The organism is Chitinophagales bacterium, assembly GCA_041392475.1.
GTDB lineage: Bacteria > Bacteroidota > Bacteroidia > Chitinophagales > UBA2359 > JAUHXA01.
Map to the genome: position 1 here is coordinate 2,717,053 of JAWKLZ010000001.1, position 19,578 is coordinate 2,736,630.

Here is a 19,578-nt window from a genome sequence, read left to right on the forward strand (position 1 = left end):
ATCTTTATGAAACAAATCATTGGTTTACTTTCGGTTATTGCTTTGATCACATTCGGCAATACCACTATTTTTGCACAGGGGCAACCTCAATGGGTATTGGAGAAAAAAGCAGAAAAAGAATCCTATAAAAAGGACAAACAAGATGGAAAGGATTACTACAAATACATGACCAAAGAAGAAATAGAAGCACACAAAGCCAAGCATCAAAGACACAACAAAGAATACCACAAAGATGGTCAATTGCATGGAAAACAAGCAAAAGATGTGCGTGAAATCAGAGAACGAGGCAAATACCAAAGAGAAAATCGTGGAGAATACAATGGCGAAAGAGGACGCAAATGTGGAAATGAAAATGGTGGAACGAGAACGGATAACCGAACGGGAACAAGTCCTGATGGTAAGGTGATTGTGAATCGACGTGGAAATACGACCATTCCGACTCCTACTACACCAACGACCAAACCAACGACTACTCCAACAACCAAACCGACTACTCAGCCCAGAGTGATTGTAAAGCCTCAGCCCACAACTACGCCCACTGAAACGAAACCTACTGATGGTGGATTGAAGGGCAGAAGGACTTTGAACTAAAGTTCAAAGTCAAGTTCAAATTCAAATTCAAAATTCTGAATCTCAAAGGCTAAATTTTCTTCAATGAAAGAAGAAGGTTTAGCCTTTTTTTGTTGTATCTATTTCATGCTTATTCATCCGCCAAATAACCGCCAAACTAACCACGCTGACCACCATAAAAATAACTCCCGCCACCATCAAAGCTTCTTGCACTGTATAGACATCTGTAATCCAACCCATAAAAGGCGCAAGCACAGCAAAAATCAAGCGAAACATGAAGGATCGAAGCGACAAAACGGTTGCCCGCATATCAGATGTAGTGTGGCTGTTGATGAAGTTGTTGAAAGTTGGTGTGGCAATGCCTCGCCCGATGTAAACCACAAATAAAAAGACGATGCCTACCATTGCAGGAGAAAAAGCTGCACCCAAATATCCTCCTACAATCAACACACAAACGCCCAACATCAAACCGAATGCCCGAAAATAATTTTCCAGTTTATGGGCAAACCAAGAGGCTATTCCTACGGTAACGTTCAAGGCTGTCCAAAGGATGCCGAAATAAATCAAAGGCACTTCTGCAAATAGAAAGTAGGGCTGTGCAAACCAAGCAATCGTAATCGTTGCGCCTGCCATGACCGAAGCATAAATGAGTATCCATCGCAGTTCTCGGTTGGCAATGAAGGCATAATGAATGGTTTGTTTTATGTTTTGCCAGTTGGTATTGGCAGAAAAAACCTTTGCCCTTTCGGGTTCAATGAGGGTCATTGCTGCAAAAATTCCAATTGCAGAAATGGCGGTTTGACAGTAAAAAGGGAAAGCTAAAGTGAAATGTGCAGCCAACAATCCTCCTGTTATTCCTGCAATGGCTTCTGCAAAATTGCCAATGGCGTAGTATTTTCCTTCCAATCGCATATAGTCTGTGGTGCGGTTGAGTTGTTGCAATGTATCATACAATAAAGCGGAATCTGATCCCGAAATGAAACTTGTGCCAATGCCGAGGGTAATTGCTGCAAGGAGAAAACCTACAAAACTGCTGGTGAGACTGTAAAATAAATAGCCTACAAAAATCAAAATACTGCCTATGACCAACGATTTTTTGCGCCCCAACACATCTCCCAAATAACCTGAAGGCACCTCCATCAATACAACGGCTATGGAGAAAATGGATTGAATGGTCATCACCTGCTGCACATCCAAACCATTGTTTTGATAGAAAGGAACAATTATAGGCATGACCAACAAAAACCACTTCGATATTTTGAGCCAATAGAGTTTGTATAGATTGGATGCTATATTTGTCATAGGCTAAACTACAAACAAACGATGTGCTTAGTTCCTAATTGCTGCATAATTTTTTTATTTAATTTGTTCCCTGATAATCAAAATATCTTTATTATTGGAAATGTATTCGGGAAGTCCTTGATTGGTATGGTTTTGAAAAGCGGCAAATTGATAGCCTATCTCCAATAAACTATCCAATGTATGCTGTTCGGGATACCAATGATAGGCGTTTACATCCTGATAAAACATCACGTCAGTGTCTTCAAATGCTTTACAATTCAAAATCACCCTTCCTTCGATTTTTTCTTTAGAAAGATTCTTATAGATTGCAGTATTGTAGATTTTCGTATTTCTCATTTCATTATGAACATCTCTATATTTTGCTATTTCCCAAGGCTTCAAGGTATAGATACCCATACATACATAAAGAAATACATACAGAAAATATTTTTGGTAAATAGCCAATTTATTGAAAACTAACTCAGACACCGAATAAATTCCAAAGGCAATCATTGTCCAAATCAAACTATGAACGGGGAAAGTGAAGGCGGGCATTTTTGTTTGTACGATAGCAGAAAAAAACAAATAAATGATAATGCCCATTGAGACAAATGAGATTGTTAAAGATTTTGACACTTTTTTATCTCGAAAGAGTTGAATGATTCCCAATGGAATGAAAATGAGCAGAAATCTTCCATACGTTACTTTCATTTGATTGAAGTGAAACCAAATATCGCCGATATGCCCATCCAAGGGTTCAAAAATATGCCGCCTATTGTGTTCATACATGATAGCACTTTCTTCGGGAAAAGCGTGTAAGATGTATATTTGCCACGGCATAAACACCACCAAACTGACAAAAAAGGCGAGCAATAGGTGAAGCCATTTGCGGTAATCTTTTATCCATCCTTCTGACAGAAGAATATACAAGCCCCATCCTCCAAATATCAACAAGCCTGTTAGCCATTTGTTGAGAACTGCTCCTCCAACCAGCATACCTACTATCACCACCCATTTGATAGAATAATTGGTTTTCAAATATTTCACAAATGCCCATATACTTGCAGTAACATAAAAAGCAAATGCGGCATCGTTTTGATCCAAACTAAACCTGCCAGAGGTGAGTTCGAGTTGATAATAAGAAAAGGTGAATAGAAAGCTGGACAGATAAGCAACTGTACCGTCTTTAGTCCAAAACTTTGCGATTTCAAAAATCATAAAAATGGAAAGTGTGCCCATTATAACAGATGGCAGTCTCATGGCAATTTCGTTAACGCCAAATATTTTCATGGAAACTGCCATTTGCCACATAAACAAGGGCTGCTTGTGTACCCATATATGGTTGCAACACCAAGCATCTTTTTGGTATTCCAAAATCGGGTCTATTCGCAACATAGGGCGAAAGGGAAAGTCCATTAAGTTTTTGGCTACTAAAGCATGATATCTTTCATCCCATTCTTGAAGGTAGGGATCAAAGGATGCAATGGCAAATCTTAGCATCAGACCTGATAAACCCAACAGAAATAGGGCGAGCTTGTGGTTTTTCTTAAAAAAGAAAACATATAAGCTTGCCAGAGCAGGAAGTGCCGCAGCAATAAGAGCAAAATTAACTTCGCTGGAATAAAATACCATTGTTCAAAAATTTATTGACTCCCTCTAAATCTCAAATAACTGAATCAAAAAGCTGCAAATATTTTGTAAAGATAAAAATATAAAAAACTTATGCTACAAAACAATAGGTTCTTATTTACCACATAATTGCTAATTTTGTGGCATCTAAAATAGGAGTGAATACGTTTTGAGGGTTAGTTAAACTTCAAATTTCAAAAAATCAATATTTATGTATAAGCAAATTATTATTTTCTTCTCCGTTCTATGCATGGGTTTCATTGCAGCTTGTGATAGCGATATACCCAATGCTACTGTCAGCAGTGAAAACCAAATTCAAGCCTATTTGAGCGCCAATGGCTTGACAACTGTTGCTACAAAAACCGCTTCTGGATTGTACTACATTATCGAAGAAGAAGGCGTTGGACCACATCCAGTTAGCACTTCAATCGTTACAGTTCACTATCGAGGTACTTTGGCTGATGGAACCGTCTTTGATTCGTCTTATGCACGGGGAAAACCATCTTCTTTTGGGCTTAATTCGGTTATTTCAGGATGGAGAGAAGGTATGTTGTTGTTCAAAAGAGGAACTACGGGCAAACTAATTGTTCCTTTTGAATTGGCTTATGGCTCAACGGGTAATGGTGACATTCCTCCCAATACTATCATCATTTTTGACATAGAATTGTTTGATTTTAATTAGTACAGTGATTAGTGATTAATCACGTTGTCAGAGTGCATCTCAAATTATCACGTTTTGAAAATTATTTGACAAATGGTGACGGTGCTATGCACCTTAAAAACTTTTATCTTCCACGCGCTACAAACAGAGACGGAACTATGCTCCTAAGAGATTGCTTATCAGAAGCGTAGCTCCGCTCCTATTTGTAGGACATTATTGGATGAGTCAATAAAAGGTACTACGTACCGACACCACCTTTCGACAATTTGGGATGCACCCGTTGTCATTTATTCAATTCTTCCATTTTGTAAAAAATGTAAAACAATGAAAAACGCTCTAAAAAGCATCTTTAGACCTTTTATAAAAAACAATATCAGTTGGAGCTTATTGAAGCCTATTGCGGCTTTAGGAAGTTTTATGAAGTATGAGCGAACGGTCATAGAAAGTAAGGGCAAGTTTGATTACCTTTTTACCGATTTGAAAGTACAAAATGGTCCTTTTAAAGGACTTACCTATCCTTCCTTGGATTTTGAAGCCGATTTGTTGTATCCTAAACTTATAGGCAGTTATGAGCAAGAAATCCATGATTGTATTGATGAATTATGCGCTCAAAATTATGCAGAAATCATCAATATTGGTTGTGCAGAAGGATATTATGCAGTAGGTATGGCCATGAGAATGCCTGAAACTACGGTATATGCTTATGATACAGACGAGAAGGAGCAGAAGTTGTGTCGAGAAATGGCTGCACTGAATAAGGTAAATGACAGGGTGATTATTGGAGGAGAATATACTGCTACAGATTTGGGCAATAGGAGTTTTGAAGGAAAAACCTTGATTGTGTGTGATTGTGAAGGGGCTGAGAAATATTTATTTACGCCTCAAAATATAGGCAATCTAAAACATTGTGATTTTTTGATTGAAATGCACGATTGTTTTGATATGACCATTTCAACCTACCTTACAAACCTTTTACAAGATACCCACAGACTCGAATTTGTCAAGAGTATTGACGCTATTGAAAAAGCAAAGACTTATGATTATGTCGTAGCAAAAGACTTGAGCTTGGAAGAAAAAAGGGAAATTTATAGCGAAAATAGAATTACGATTATGGAATGGATGATTGCTTGGGCTAAAGAACCAGAATAATTTTATACACTCATTGAAGCATTCAGAACAATCTGTTATTATCAGGAAAATTCAAGAGTCTGTGGCCATTTTCTTCAATTCATTTTGGCAGGAACAATCATTTTGAAAGTAGGAATCTCTACTTCAAAGTTTTTTTCGTCGCTAAACCGCTGCATGAGAAAAGTACCCCTCATCCAACCCATTTCAGAATGAAGATGGCATCCTGACACATATTGATGGCGTTCGTTGGGTTCTAAGATAGGCTGCTGTCCAACGACTCCTTCCCCCTCTACTTCACGTGTAGTCATCTGTCCCGTATCAAAAATATACCAGTGCCTTCTCAACAATTGTACAGTAAGTTTACTTTGATTCTCAATCGTAATCCGATACGCAAATACATGTTGGGCAGCAGCAGGTTGTGATTGTTGGGCATGATAAAACACCTCCACACTTACCTTTATCCCCTGTGTAATAGCTGTTTGCATAATCTATAAAAATTATCTTAAACCTCTTCAACGGTAGCTTTCTTCAACTTTTTTTTTCTTAGGTCTTTTTTATTGATCAAAAAATTTTTGACAATCTCGTAAGCATCTGTTTTTGCTATTTCCAAAATATCATTGACCACTACTTTGTCAAACTTTGGAGCATATTCATTTTCTCTACTCGCTTTTTCAACCCTCATTTCCAAAGTTTCTGCAGATTCAGAGTTGCGCCGTTGCAGTCGTTCTCGAAGCACGCCCAATGAAGGAGCTTGTACAAAAACAGTTATTGCTCGTTTGCCGTAGTATTTTTTGATGTTCAAAGCACCTTCAACGTCCACATCAAAAATAACATGCTTTCCTTCATCCAATAAGCGGTTCACTTCTTCAATCAAGGTGCCATAGAAATTACCATCATACACCTCTTGATACTCCAAAAACTCATTATTTCTCAACTTCTCTTCAAACTCTTCCTTTGTCAAAAAGTAATAATCTTTATCGTTTTTTTCACCTTCCCTGCGACTGCGAGTAGTGGCAGAAACCGAAAAGGCAAGGTTATCAATCTTATTCAATAAGTGCTTGACCAATGTGGTTTTGCCTGCCCCAGAAGGAGCGGTAAATACAATAAGTTTACTTTTCACGGCTGTGATTTTGTTTTAAGTTAATTAAAGTCTCTCTTACTTCAACATCAAACAATATTCAAAAGTTGCTCTTTTATCTTTTCTAAATCATCTTTCATTTGAATCACAAAAGATTGAATTTTAGCATGATTTGCCTTAGAACCAATCGTATTAATTTCCCTACCCATCTCTTGAGCAATGAAACCGAGTTTTTTACCTTTCATCATCTTTTGAAACTCCAACTCCTTTAAGAAATGTGTGCAGTGACTCGTCAGTCTCACCACTTCCTCATTAATATCTAACTTCTCAAGGTAGTAAATAAGTTCCTGCTCAAAGCGATTCATATCCACTTTTTCCCTACCAACGATTTCATTCAGTGAGTTTTGAATACGGTCTTTGATTGTCGCCATTCGCTCTGGAACCAAGGCTTCTATTTCAGATAAGTTGTTCTGTATGCTTTCTACTCGATTTTTCAAATCTGTCGCAGTACTATCTCCCTCCGTTTTCCTAAATTGCTGAAAATTAGTCAATGCCTCCTCTACAACTTTCATCACCCGTTCCCACTCCTCACTACTCACATCCATTTTAGCAGTCGTCAAAATATCAGGAATACGCATAATAACCGTCAATAAATCGTCTTTGGGAAGGCTCAATTCATCACTTAAATCTGCCAACTCCTTGAAATAAGATTTAATAACCTGTTTGTTGATAGTATAACTCTGAACACCTGCCAAATCTTCAACGGTAAAATACACATCTATCTTTCCCCTCAACAATTTATTGGAAAGTAATTTTCTAAGAATCAGCTCCTTACTTCTATATAGTTGAGGCAAGCGAACGCTTACATCAAAACTTTTACTATTTACAGAACGAATCTCAACAGTTAACACCTTATCAGGCAAATTACCAACGGCTTTGCCATAACCTGTCATTGAATAAAGCATACGATAAATTTCCGCAAATGTACGATTTTAGTTTGAAAACATACCGTTTCAGCAATTTACTGTAATTTTGCAGTCATCAAGTCAAATAAAATAGGCGGCTTCTACCATGAACAAAAAAAACATACGCTCTCTATCCCTCGAACAGCTGCAACAAGTAGTGATAGAACTGGGCGATAAACCCTTCAGGGCGAAACAGATTTACCACTGGCTTTGGCAAAAAGCTGCTCACAGTTTCGACGAAATGTTGAATATTCCCAAAAAACTGATTGAGCAACTCAGAGAACAATATGCCATTCTTCCCGTCCAAATTGCCAAGAAACAGGTAAGCAATGATGGAACCGTCAAGTTTGGTTTTCAATTATTTGACTCCCATATTGTGGAAGGCGTATTGATTCCTTCACCCGATTTGACCCGCATGACCGCTTGCGTATCTTCGCAGGTCGGCTGTAGTTTGGCTTGCAGTTTCTGTGCCACGGGACTGTTGGACAGAAAACGCAATTTGACCGCAGATGAAATTTTTGACCAAGTAGTCTTTATCAAACAAGAAGCCGAAAAACGCTACAATCAGCCCCTCACCAACATCGTCTATATGGGTATGGGCGAACCCCTACTCAACTACAAAGAAGTAGTAAGAAGCACCGAGCGCATCACTGCACCCGACGGCCTCAATATGTCTGCCAAACGCATAACAGTCTCAACAGCAGGCATCTCCAAAATGATCAGAAAATTAGCTGATGATGACACCAAATTCAATCTTGCCGTTTCGCTTCACGCTGCCAACGACACCAAACGCAACGAAATAATGGCAATCAATGAAACCAACTCCTTAGAAGTATTGGCGGATGCTCTTCGATATTATTACGAAAAATTAGGCAGACAAGTCACCTATGAATACATCGCCTTCAACTCCTTCAATGACAGCATAGAAGATGCCGAAGAGCTTGTCAAATTCTGCAAAATCATTCCTTCAAAAGTCAATATCATCGAATACAACACCGTTGCAGGTTTGGATTTCTTCAAAACTACAGAAGACCGTTTGGAGAAATTTCAAAAATATGTCGAATCACAAGGCATTACCGCTACCCTTCGCCGAAGCCGAGGCAAAGACATTGACGCAGCTTGTGGACAGTTGGCTAATAAGTGACGATGGACGACAGACGGTTTACGAGGGACGAAAAATTGGATGCTGTGGGTGCATCCCAAATTGTCATATTTTGAAAAATTATTTGACAACTGGTGACGGTGCTACGCACCTCAAAACATTTTATCTTCCACACTCTACAAACAGAGTCGGAGCTACGCTCCTGATATGCAATTTTTTAGGAGCGTAGCTCCGACCCTGTTTGTAGGACATTATTGAAGGAGTCAATAAAAGGTACAGCGTACCGACACCACTTACGACAATTTGGGATGCACCCGATGCTGTTCAGATTACAAAAGTTTTGAAAATTTTTGTAATCTTTGATGACTCCATTTTCATTTAACTTTTCATTTAGATTTTAATTTCCCAAATGTTTTCAACACATCAATTAAAACAAACCGCAGAAAAAATCATTCCCAAAAAATACTTGCGAGAAGCGGGACTCTACGCTATGCGAGCCACAATACCCTTGCATCGAGGCAATCAAGTAGAATGTCCTTGCTGCAAATCCACTTTCAGCAGTTTCGCCAGTTATGGACAACACAAACGGGAGAATGTCTTGTGTCGCTGGTGTTTATCTTTGGAGCGTCACCGAGGTTTGTGGCTCTATTTCCACGAAAAAACCAATTTGTCAACTGCAAAACTCAAAGTCCTACATTTTGCACCCGAGCATCAGTTTCAAAAATGGTTGAAAAACGCACCAAACATTGACTATATCAGTGCCGATTTGGACATGCCTACTGCAATGGTCAAAATGGACATCACCAATATCACTTTCAATGACAACACCTTTGATGTCATTATCTGCAACCACGTATTGGAGCATATTCCTGACGATGCCAAAGCCATGAGTGAGCTTTATAGAGTATTGAAGCCAGATGGCTGGGCCATTTTAGAAACCCCCATGTTGCCAAACGAAGAACGCCAAACCATTGAAGACCCAACGATTACAGACCCAAAAGAACGCATCCGATTGTTTCACCAAGCCGATCATGTTCGCATTTATGGCATGGACAAAAAAGAACGTTTGGAGAAAGCTGGTTTTGAAGTGCATTTGGATAGATTCCAAATGGATATGGACAAGGCACTTTTGGAACGTTATCGCTTGGCAAGAGAATATATTTGGATAGCAAGGAAAAAGTAGCGTTACGAGATTTTTTCAATAGGCATTCTCGAATATTTTCGGTAAAACCCTATCAGAACACACATTTTACCAAAAAAATGAACTTTTTGCTACAAGTATCAGTTGAAAAAAAGTATTTTCACATTCATTTTATCTTCTTTTTCCCATGACCAAAACCCTCGCCCACATCATCCTTCCGCTTGCCATTCCACTCAAATATTCTTATGAAGTCACCGAAGAATGGAAAGACAAAATTGCAGTCGGCAAACGGGTAGAAGTGCAGTTTGGCGTGAAGCGAATTTATGCAGGAATCGTCAAGGAAATTTATGAAAAAGAGATGGAGGAAGGGGATTATGAACCCAAACCCATTTTGAATGTATTGGACGATGAGCCTATTTTGACGACCAAACAAATCGTTTTTTGGGAATGGCTAGCAGAATACTATATGTGTACCGAAGGCGAGGTGATGTTCAATGCACTTCCTTCGGGCTTCAAATTGTCGAGTGAAACCAAATTGATGCTCAATCCCAGCTTCAATGACGATTTTTCACTCTTAGATGACCGAGAGTACCTCATTGCAGAAGCATTGACCAACCAAGAAGAAATTACCATTGCAGATGTGCAGGACATTTTGGAATTGAAAAACGTTTTTTACATCATCAAGTCGCTGCTCGAAAAGAGCGTAATCATTGCCAAAGAAGAATTACAGCATACCTACAAGCCCAAAACAAAAACTTGCATACGCCTTTCGGAAACCTACAAAGACGAAAGCAAATTGGAGGAGTTTTTTGAAGAAATCAAACGGGCGTACAAACAACAGTCCATCATCATGGCATACATTCAGTTGAGCAATGAAAGCCACCATGATTTGTTGGATAAAAAAGCAGTGTTGACCAAAGCCGATGCCAGTAGTTCACAATTGAAAACCCTCATTGACAAAGGTGTATTTGAAGCAGTAGAGGTAGAAGTGAGCCGTCTAGAAGATGATTTTGAAGGGGAAACTTTGTCCTACGAACTATCTGACCATCAAGAGGAAGCTTACTTCAAAATCAAAGCGGGTTTCAAAGAAAAAAATGTGGCTCTGCTTCACGGCATTACTTCAAGTGGCAAAACGCAGGTGTATATCAAAATCATGCAAGAAGTAGTATCAGAAGGTAGGCAAGTGCTGTTTTTGATGCCCGAAATTGCGCTGACTTCGCAGATGATTTCCCGCCTCCGCAAAGTTTTCGGTGGTGAAATTGGGGTGTATCACTCCAAATTTAACTTTCAGGAACGCATCGAAATTTGGCAAAAAGTATTGAGAAATGAATACAAAGTCATCGTTGGCGCACGTTCTTCCATGTTTTTACCTTTTGCAGATTTGGGGCTGGTAATCGTGGACGAAGAACACGATCAGTCTTTCAAACAATATGACCCAAATCCACGATACCATGCTCGGGATGCTTCGATTTACTTGGCGTATTTGTATGGTGCAAAAACCATTTTGGGTTCTGCAACACCTTCCATTGAAAGCTATTACAATGCTGCGATTCTCAAAAAATATGCCTTTGTCGAAATGACTGAGCGTTTTGGAGGAGTCGAACCGCCACAAATTGTGATTGTAAATGTGAGTGAAGCGATTCGCCAAAATGAAATGAAATCGCACTTTACCAACCTCTTGCTCAAAGAAATCAAACACGTTATCAGCAACAATGAACAAGTAATTTTATTTCAAAACAGGCGGGGTTACTCGCCCTATCACATCTGTCACGATTGCGGATGGATTCCAAAATGCCATCAATGCGATGTGAGTCTCACCTACCACAAATACGCCAATCACCTCAAATGTCATTACTGCGGTTATACCCGAAAATTGGTATCAAAATGTGATGCGTGTGGTAGCACACATTTGAAGATTCAGGGTTTTGGAACAGAAAAAATTGAAGATGAACTGCAATTGTATTTTCCTGATACCAAGATTGGAAGACTGGATTTGGAAACGGCTCGAACCAAACACGGTTCTGAGCGCATCATCAACAATTTTCAGGACGGAAAAGTGAAAATATTGGTAGGCACGCAAATGGTCACAAAAGGTTTGGATTTTGACAATGTGAGTATTGTAGGGATTATTAGTGCCGATCATTTATTGAATTTTCCAGACTTTCGAGCTACTGAACGGGCCTTTCAATTGATGCTTCAAGTGAGTGGACGGGCAGGACGGCGCAAAAAACGGGGTAAAGTACTCATTCAAACCCTAAACCCAAACCACAATACCTTGAAATTTGTACTTTATCACGACTACATCAATTTCTTCAAAAGCGAACTACACGACCGCAACCGCTACAAATATCCTCCTTATGTGCGCATGATTCGCCTGACGGTCAAGCACAAAGACAATGATAAGGTGAATGAAGCCGCCAATCTGCTGGCCCGTTATTTGAAGGAAGGACTGCCCAGAATGATTTTGGGACCAACGGTTCCGCCTGTGTCCCGTATTCGCTTGTACTATCTTCGCCACATTGTAATCAAACTTCCGAAAGACAATAAAGTAGTGTATTACAAGGAGTACATTCACCAGACCATTGCAAATATGAAATCAGATAAGCGATTTAAGTCGGTGGTCGTACAGACGGATGTAGATCCTTAGGCAAAATACATTTAGACTTTAGACGAAATATTAAAGACATAAAACAAAAGTTTTAATTCATTGACAGTAAAGGAATTAAGCGAAATCGTATTGGAAATGCAATTTACTCATAACCAAACATTTACTTCTTTTGTCTTTCGTCCAAAGTTCAAAAATACCGAGCTATATACTCCACGCTTGTAGCCGAAACCTCATTCATTCTCCGCAAGATTTGTCGTTTCCATTTGTCAGGATAACCTGTTTGTTGGTCATCTACGGCAGTAAAATGGATTGCAATCTTTTGGAAATCAATATCCTTAAAATCATCGTATAGCTCCAATGCTTTTCCCTGCAATCCTTTCTTTTTGCAGATATGAAAAGCCAATCTGCTTTCTTCAATCTGTCCGATGCACTCAAAAGGAGTGTGTTCGCCCAATCCCAACATCTGTTTGAACCAAATTTGGTTTTCTTCAATGTCGAATAGGTTTACCTCCCCAAACATTTCATTGACGATTGAAGTAGGCAAGTACGCCATATAATTGAGCCATACATAGGCACATTTAGGGCATTTTTTGCACCACGGTTTGTCTATATTACAAGAATGAGTATGTTCAACCAAGTCCAAACTTTCTCGCAAAAGGTTGAAGATAAGAACGTCATAAATAGGTTGGAGGATGCTAAAATAATGAAAGTTGTCCACCAAACAATTTTTGATGTAGCTGTTGATCATCACTTCCGCAGCATAGGACTTCCCCCATTGATGGTTCACATCTTCCCCTGTCACATCCCAGATTAAATTCCCAACATTGGCAGATTTTTCATGCCCCAAAGCGATGTATTGATAGCCCTCCGATAAAATCAACGGCAAAGAAGCAAAGATAGAACTCGGCGTTTCGGCAGCCGTCAAGGATGCCGATTGAATCGAGGCATCCAAATCCAATATCGGACAGTCCACAAAACTATCATATACATATTGACGGTGAATCTTTGCAGGTTTCAGCCCATTCAGCAGTCCGTCAATGATTCGATGTTGCTTTTGGGCAGTTCCATAAATCGAACTCGAATAGACAAAAGAAGCATAAGGGATGTCCAATGTCTCAAAAATCCGTGCCGAAACCAACGAATCCTTCCCTCCGCCACAAAATACCAATACCTCCGTTGTGCCAATATCATTGCTCACTTTAGCAGGAACATCCTCTGATTTTGCATAATCGTGCGCCAATGTAGGCTCTTTGTAGTGTGGAATGTTATTTTCGTAACGCCACTGCGCCCATACTTTGTGCTGTATGCTCGTCCAAAGCGTGAAAAAATCTTCGGTACAATATTTTTGATAGCAACCAAAATCCACTTGTTCGGGCTTCAAAGAAATCAATTTGTTGAACTCAAAAGCGGCAATGTGAAAATAAATCCACTCCAAATACTCCTTTCCATACTTATTTTCGAGTTCCAACAAATCCACACCCTCGTACCAAAGAGATACTTCAAAACGGTAGTCATTGAAAAAATAAACAATGGATAGTTGGTGTTTTGCCCTCGTGATGCTGTCAAGTGTGATGGTATTCATGGTGTATTATTTTTTGCGCCAAACCGTATCTACAAAATATTTTTGGGAGTCAAAATAGTGTTTAACCACTTCAAATCCCGCTTTTTGCGCCAACCTCTCTACCCCGCTTAGGGCATATTTTTTAGAGATTTCGGTATCAATTGCTTCCCAAGCTTCAAAGAAAAAAGTCTGGTCAAGGGCTTCAATATGCACTTCATGCGTCTTGTTGGCCACCAAATAACTTTTTGTATCACCTGTCAAGGGATTGTAGGTTGGAAAATGAATGAAATTTTCCAGTTTGAAATTCCCACCCAATTCCTTGTTGATACGTGTCAACAGATTGTGATTGAAGGCTTCCGTCACACCTTCTTTATCATGGTAAGCATCCAGAATGGTCTTCGGATTTTTTTTCAAGTCAACGCCCATCAACAAAAGGTCGTCTTTTGACAGTCTCTGCTGAATTTCGCTCAAAAAGGAAATAGCTTCTGATTCTATGAAATTGCCGATGTTGCCGCCCAAAAACAAGACCACTTTTCGATAGATTGTGTCTGTTTCCAAACTTTCCAAGGCTTCAAAATAGTCACCATTGAAGGGCTGAACATCCAAATTTGGATAAGATTCAGTCAAATCACCCTCCAACATCTTCAATATATTTGCAGAAATATCAATGGGTACAAACTGAAAATTGGCTTTTGTTTGGGTAAAAGCATCCAACAATATTTTCGTTTTGTAGCCATCACCCGCTCCAAACTCAATCAACCTAAAGGGTTTGCCTGTATTTTGAAACAATTGAAGCCAGTCCTTTTTGTAGGTATCAAAAATCGAATATTCACAGCGAGTAGGATAGTACTCCTCCAATTCCATGATTTGCTGAAAAATGGCATCTCCTTTTTCATCATAGAAATATTTGGGAGGCAATGTTTTAGGAGAAGACGAAAGTCCTGACCGAACATCTTCTGCAAATTGGCGGTCAATGCTTACTATTTGAATGGATTCTTGTGAGTTAGAATTTCCCATGAATCAATGTATTTTAAAATTTAAGTTTTTAATTTGGATTTGAAGCTCTACTATACATAGTCTGCCAACCTAAAACCCATAAACTGCCATTGGCTATGTGTCGGAAAGAAATTACGGTAAGTTGGTCGAATGTGGTTTTGAGAAGTAGCACACGAGCCGCCACGCAAGACCATTTGATCAATCATAAACTTGCCATTGTATTCCCCCAATGCACCATCTACTTTTTCGTAGTAAGGGTAAGCCAAATAAGAACTGTTTGTCCATTCCCAAACATCTCCATACATCTGATTGTTACCGTTTTGTTGCACAATGGGATGCAATGTTGCTCTGTCCGAAAAATTGGCTTCCGCAGCAATCGTTGGAGCATAGTGCCTACAAGCCACCTCCCATTCAAATTCGGTAGGCAAGCGTTTTCCCTTCCAACGTGCAAAGGCATCTGCTTCAAAAAAATTGACGTGTGTAACAGGTTCGTAAGGATTAACTTGTTGCAGTCCCGAAAGTTTGTACAAATACCATTGTCCTTCAATTTTGTACCAATACATCGGCTGTGTCGCCTTGTTTTCATTCACCCAAGACCAACCTGCCGACAACCAATGTTGGTATTGTTGATAGCCCCCCGCTTCAATAAATTCGATAAACTCACCATTTGTCACCAATCTATCCTGCACCTCATAATTGTGCAAAAATATAGTATGCACACCCTTTTCATTGTCGTAGTAAAAATCATCACCTTGATAACCAATCACATATTTACCACCTTCAACAGATAGCCAACCGTCGGTAAGTTGGTTGTTAGTAGGCGCAGCAATGATTTCTTTGTATTTCGGAAAAAGTGGATTGTTGCCCAAGATGTACTTGATGTCCGTTAACAACAACTCTTGATGCTGCTGTTCGTGATTCAGTCCAATCGTCACCAAATCATGTAATTCCTTTGTCAAATCTGTTTCGGAAAGCCATTCTTGCATCTGTTGGTCCACATAGGCTCTGTATTTGTAAATATCCTCCACACTCGGACGACTCAAATTCCCACGGTTCGTTCTCACAACCCTTGCCCCAGCAGCCTCATAATAACTGTTGAAGACAAAAGGATACTGCTCATTGTAAATGCGATAGCCTTTTTTATTTGGCATCAATACGAAGGTTTCAAAAAACCAAGTGACATGACCAATGTGCCATTTTGGGGGGCTTACATCAGCCATTGCTTGTACGACATAATCTTCGACCATCAACGGCTGACAAATAAATTCTGTATGTTTTCGCACTTTTTGGTATTGTAGGAGAATAGGTTTGGTAGGTGTGAATACACTCATTGTACTACTTTTTGCGTTTTAAATAAATGGTTATTACAATAGACGTTTTGAAGGAGTCCAATTGAAAAAAAAAACAACATTTTTTTTGAAAAAAATAAATCGCCCTAAAATAGAACAAAAAAACACTTTTTAATAATAACGCATATAACAATTAGTCTTTTTTTTAAAAAAAATACCTGACCTTGCTTAATCCTCCTGCCCCAACTCCTTCAAATACATCCCACGCACTTCTGCAATGCGTTCATCCAAGTTTTCAAGCGTCCAATCTTCAATCAGAATAGGTGGCAACACCACTACTTCCACCGTAGCAGGTCGCATCAAATTTGTGCCACGAGGCATAGCATCGTGTGCATTTTTAATCACAATCGGCACAATCGGCACACCCGCTTGCATTGCTAAGTGAAAAGCTCCTTTTTTAAATTTACCCAAAGTATAATCATAACTCCTTGTACCTTCGGGCGCAATCATAATCGAAGTACCATTCTTCAAAGCTTCGACCGCAGGTGCAAGAGCTTCAATCGCCTTCTCCTTGTTACTTCTATCCACAAAAATCACCCCCGAAGCCTGCATCAATTGCCCCATAATCGGTGTGTTCTTCAGTTCTTTTTTGGCAACCGCCCGTGCATCTTTTCGCAGTAGTTTGGCAGTGATAAACATATCCGCACTACTCTGATGATTGAACAAAAACACCGCAGGACGGTGCGACCAAAGATGGTATTCACCCTTTACCAAAAGTTTCATGCCCGACATTGCCGTTCCCAAATCTCCAACCGCCGCCATCATCGAATTGACCCCATCTGTCCAAGACAAATTTTTCGCTCCTGTGGCTATCCCTGTCATTACCGCAGGAAACAAAGTACTTGCAGTCAATCCTGTACGCACCCAACTCGTCAACTTTGAAGGAACTTCCTCATTGAATCGATAGATCGGCCAATCGTTTTCGTAAGCCACTGATGCGAGTTTTGCATCAGGATTCATGGCACGAGGATTACCCACAATATCCATCAAAGGCATATCCTCCGCACTGTCCGTATAAAAATAGCTTTTGCTCAAATCCAAATCAAATTCCCTTGTCAATTCTTGGGCTGCAAACGCCTTGCCTTCGCCCCAACAAGCAGGCTCAATGACCTTGCCAGTGAACGTATCGCCAACGACCTCCATCCGAGTACACATCACATGCTCAATGCCCATATCCCTCGCTATCGGATTGACCTGATAAGGAGTTGCTGCCGAAATGATTGCCACAGTATGTCCTTTCGCAACGTGTGCTGCAACAAGCGCACGAGATTCGGGGTAAATCGAATGGGCTAAATATTTAGAATACACCTCCTCTCCTACTTCAATGAAAACCTGCTCTTTAACGCCCTTCACACCCTGTGCGCTCACGGCTGCAAGGCTCGCAAAATTGCGGTTTCCAGTCGCATAGACCAACACTCCTGCAAACTGTGCAATCAATTCTCTTGGAGTCACCCGCCCACTCAACAAACGGGTTTGGAAAAATTCTTTTGCAGAAAAACCGCTGATGAGCGTTCTGTCCAAATCGAAAAAAGCTCCAATGTGTGCACCCGATTCTCCTTCAATGATTTCTTGCACAATGCTTTCGGTCTTAGAACCTGGTACGATGTCTCGCTCAATCGGTACAAGCGGAGCATTTTCCATCGGACTCTCCAAAATGATGCTTTGCAGGGTTTTGAGACGTGCTGCCAGGTCATCCAATTGCAACAAAGATTCCGCTATTTCGGCTTGTTTGTTGTCTTCTATTGAAGGCACCAATTGAAGATTTCTCGCCAACCGCAGTCCATTCAGAATAAAAGGCTTAGAAACCGATTCGAGTCTATGAATCTGCCCTTGCCAATGCAGTTTTTCACCCAGTACCAAACAATCTTCGATAAATTTCTTTTCTTCAAAATCTTGTATAACCTCCCATTTTTGAAGTCCATAAACCACGACTTTATACGCTTCAATGTAATGGTACAGCACAACAGGCGCAACGAGTACTTTTTGCTGTTGAAGCAGTTCCATGATGGAGTCTTGTTTCAAAAGATTTTGTTGCCAATCGGTATCCAAAAGTGAAAGGTCGTTTTCAATTTCATCTGTGAATTGAGCTTTGTTGGAGTAGAAAAACTCAAATTTGAAAATATCCCGCAATGCCATGATTTCTTTCCAAAAGGCAAGCGTCCGTTTTTCAGTCGGTAGGTCTGCAATTTTGAGGAGTGCCAACTCGGTGAATGCTCGATGAAAGAGGTGATGTACCGCCATATTTGCATAATATGTAGCGGGCAAGTAGTGGTCTGCTGCAATGTTGAATTGTGCGTGCAAACTTTCACCTTGTTGCTGCACAATGTTGGCTTTGGTGAGTAGGCTCAAAGCGATTTGTACGCTTTCTCCAATGGCTCGTCCTCTGTCGACCAGGGCATTGGGTTCTTGGTTTTCAATCAATTGCATCAAGGCTGCAATGTCGCTTTCGATGGCACGTTTGGAGAGTGCGTATTTACTCAATAGAGTGGTACAAATCAGTGAAGTGGTCGTGACGGGTGTGATTTCGTTGATTTTGTGTACCAATTGAAGGGCAAATCTGGAAACGCTGTTGAAGTCTTTTGCATCTTTCAAAGTGTATTGCCGTTGGACTTCATCATATTTCGGTATTTCAATAGGCTCACCCAAGCGCACCGAAATTTTACCAAAACTATCACCCATTTTCCGGATATAGTTCAGAAACCAAGAGAGACTTTCGGGCTTTTTGATTTTGCCTCGCCCTTCTTCGGTCATTTCTTTTACGTCTGGAATGAGGTCATATACAATGGAAACAGGAATGTATTTGACCTCTCTTTTGGAGTCTTGTTCGCCCTCCATAATGTATTTGAGGATGCCCATTTTGGGCCAAACCAATTTGCCTGTGCGAGAGCGTGTGCCTTCAATCGCCCACATAAAATGCCCCTTTTCTTCAATCAAACTCGCAATGAAATAGCGCAAAGTGGCTTTGTAGAGTAGGTTGTCTTTGAAAGAACGACGTATGAAAATCACTCCTGTTTGCCTGCCCAATTGCCCCAAGCCCAAGAAACTCATATTGATACCACTAAAGGTGTATGGAAAAGGCAGCCCATGTCGAGCCAATACAACAGCCAATACCATCATGTCTATGTAAGTTTTGTGGGTCATCACAAAGGCGATGGGGTGCTGCCGCATGAGTTTGGTCAATGCCTTGATTTCGGAGGGGTTTACATCTATGGTTTTGTCGTAGCCTCTTGATAGGATGTAGGAGGCGGTTTCGGTGCCGAAAATGTTGGCAAGTGGCTGGTGAACGGTGTAGAGTTCTTTGAGGTAGCGTTTGGCTTCTCTGGTCACTTTGTTGAGTGATTCGCCTTTTTGTTCGGCGTATTGCGTTAAGATGGCTTGAAATTGTGGGGTATTGAGGATTTTTTTCATAGGAATATTGAGGCTGTATTGAAGAAAATGAAGTGTAAAGTTAAACGGATTTTGTGATGAATTTCAATTCTCTATTAACCTAAATTTCGTTATCTTTGGAA

Annotated in this window: 15 protein-coding genes; 6 read left to right on the forward strand and 9 right to left on the reverse strand. The window is 40.1% G+C overall.

The window, feature by feature from the left end; all coding sequences use genetic code 11:
- Positions 1–6 precede the first annotated feature (6 nt).
- Entirely contained in the window at positions 7–591 is a 585-nt protein-coding gene (locus tag R3E32_10090) for a hypothetical protein (protein ID MEZ4885063.1), read from the forward strand.
- 78 nt (positions 592–669) lie between these two features.
- On the opposite strand, the gene R3E32_10095 is transcribed toward R3E32_10090, so the two are convergent.
- Together R3E32_10095 and R3E32_10100 are read right to left on the reverse strand one after the other, a co-directional pair.
- The gene (locus tag R3E32_10095; protein ID MEZ4885064.1) at positions 670–1,872 is read right to left on the reverse strand and encodes an MFS transporter; all 1,203 of its coding nucleotides are present in this window, start codon (positions 1,870–1,872) and stop codon (positions 670–672) included.
- 54 nt (positions 1,873–1,926) lie between these two features.
- The gene (locus tag R3E32_10100) at positions 1,927–3,483 is read right to left on the reverse strand and encodes a glycosyltransferase family 39 protein (protein ID MEZ4885065.1); all 1,557 of its coding nucleotides are present in this window, start codon (positions 3,481–3,483) and stop codon (positions 1,927–1,929) included.
- A 208-nt stretch (positions 3,484–3,691) separates the two neighbouring features.
- Here R3E32_10100 and R3E32_10105 point away from each other — a divergent pair, with 208 nt between their 5' ends.
- Entirely contained in the window at positions 3,692–4,162 is a 471-nt protein-coding gene (locus R3E32_10105; protein ID MEZ4885066.1) for an FKBP-type peptidyl-prolyl cis-trans isomerase, read from the forward strand.
- A gap of 303 nt (positions 4,163–4,465) precedes the next feature.
- Positions 4,466–5,290, forward strand: coding sequence for a hypothetical protein (locus tag R3E32_10110; protein MEZ4885067.1), 825 nt, complete (start codon positions 4,466–4,468; stop codon positions 5,288–5,290).
- Between the two features lie 74 nt (positions 5,291–5,364).
- On the opposite strand, the gene apaG is transcribed toward R3E32_10110, so the two are convergent.
- From apaG to R3E32_10125, 3 genes are read right to left on the reverse strand one after another with little or no spacing between them, the layout of a single operon-like run.
- A complete protein-coding gene (gene apaG / locus R3E32_10115; protein MEZ4885068.1) occupies positions 5,365–5,754 on the reverse strand; it encodes a Co2+/Mg2+ efflux protein ApaG in 390 nt (129 codons plus the stop codon).
- A gap of 17 nt (positions 5,755–5,771) precedes the next feature.
- Entirely contained in the window at positions 5,772–6,389 is a 618-nt protein-coding gene (gene gmk / locus R3E32_10120; GenBank protein ID MEZ4885069.1) for a guanylate kinase, read from the reverse strand.
- Positions 6,390–6,436: 47 nt separating this feature from the next.
- Positions 6,437–7,312, reverse strand: a complete 876-nt coding sequence (locus R3E32_10125; GenBank protein ID MEZ4885070.1) for a YicC/YloC family endoribonuclease — start codon at positions 7,310–7,312, stop codon at positions 6,437–6,439.
- Positions 7,313–7,418: 106 nt separating this feature from the next.
- On the opposite strand from R3E32_10125, the gene rlmN reads away from it, so the two are divergent.
- The 3 genes from rlmN to priA all read left to right on the forward strand — a co-directional run bounded on the left by rlmN (position 7,419) and on the right by priA (position 12,202).
- A complete protein-coding gene (gene rlmN, locus R3E32_10130; GenBank protein ID MEZ4885071.1) occupies positions 7,419–8,456 on the forward strand; it encodes a 23S rRNA (adenine(2503)-C(2))-methyltransferase RlmN in 1,038 nt (345 codons plus the stop codon).
- Between the two features lie 367 nt (positions 8,457–8,823).
- Positions 8,824–9,597 (forward strand): class I SAM-dependent methyltransferase, encoded by a 774-nt coding sequence (locus R3E32_10135; GenBank protein MEZ4885072.1) that lies wholly within the window; start codon positions 8,824–8,826, stop codon positions 9,595–9,597.
- Positions 9,598–9,742: 145 nt separating this feature from the next.
- Entirely contained in the window at positions 9,743–12,202 is a 2,460-nt protein-coding gene (gene priA, locus R3E32_10140) for a primosomal protein N' (GenBank protein ID MEZ4885073.1), read from the forward strand.
- Positions 12,203–12,350: 148 nt separating this feature from the next.
- Here priA and R3E32_10145 read toward each other — a convergent pair whose 3' ends face one another.
- The 4 genes from R3E32_10145 to R3E32_10160 all read right to left on the reverse strand — a co-directional run bounded on the left by R3E32_10145 (position 12,351) and on the right by R3E32_10160 (position 19,477).
- Positions 12,351–13,745, reverse strand: coding sequence for a hypothetical protein (locus tag R3E32_10145; protein MEZ4885074.1), 1,395 nt, complete (start codon positions 13,743–13,745; stop codon positions 12,351–12,353).
- A gap of 6 nt (positions 13,746–13,751) precedes the next feature.
- On the reverse strand, positions 13,752–14,741 hold the full coding sequence (egtD, locus tag R3E32_10150; GenBank protein MEZ4885075.1) for an L-histidine N(alpha)-methyltransferase: 990 nt from the start codon (positions 14,739–14,741) through the stop codon (positions 13,752–13,754).
- Between the two features lie 50 nt (positions 14,742–14,791).
- Positions 14,792–16,051 (reverse strand): ergothioneine biosynthesis protein EgtB, encoded by a 1,260-nt coding sequence (egtB, locus tag R3E32_10155; protein ID MEZ4885076.1) that lies wholly within the window; start codon positions 16,049–16,051, stop codon positions 14,792–14,794.
- 186 nt (positions 16,052–16,237) lie between these two features.
- Positions 16,238–19,477 (reverse strand): HAD-IB family hydrolase, encoded by a 3,240-nt coding sequence (locus tag R3E32_10160; GenBank protein ID MEZ4885077.1) that lies wholly within the window; start codon positions 19,475–19,477, stop codon positions 16,238–16,240.
- Between the last annotated feature and the right edge of the window lie 101 nt (positions 19,478–19,578).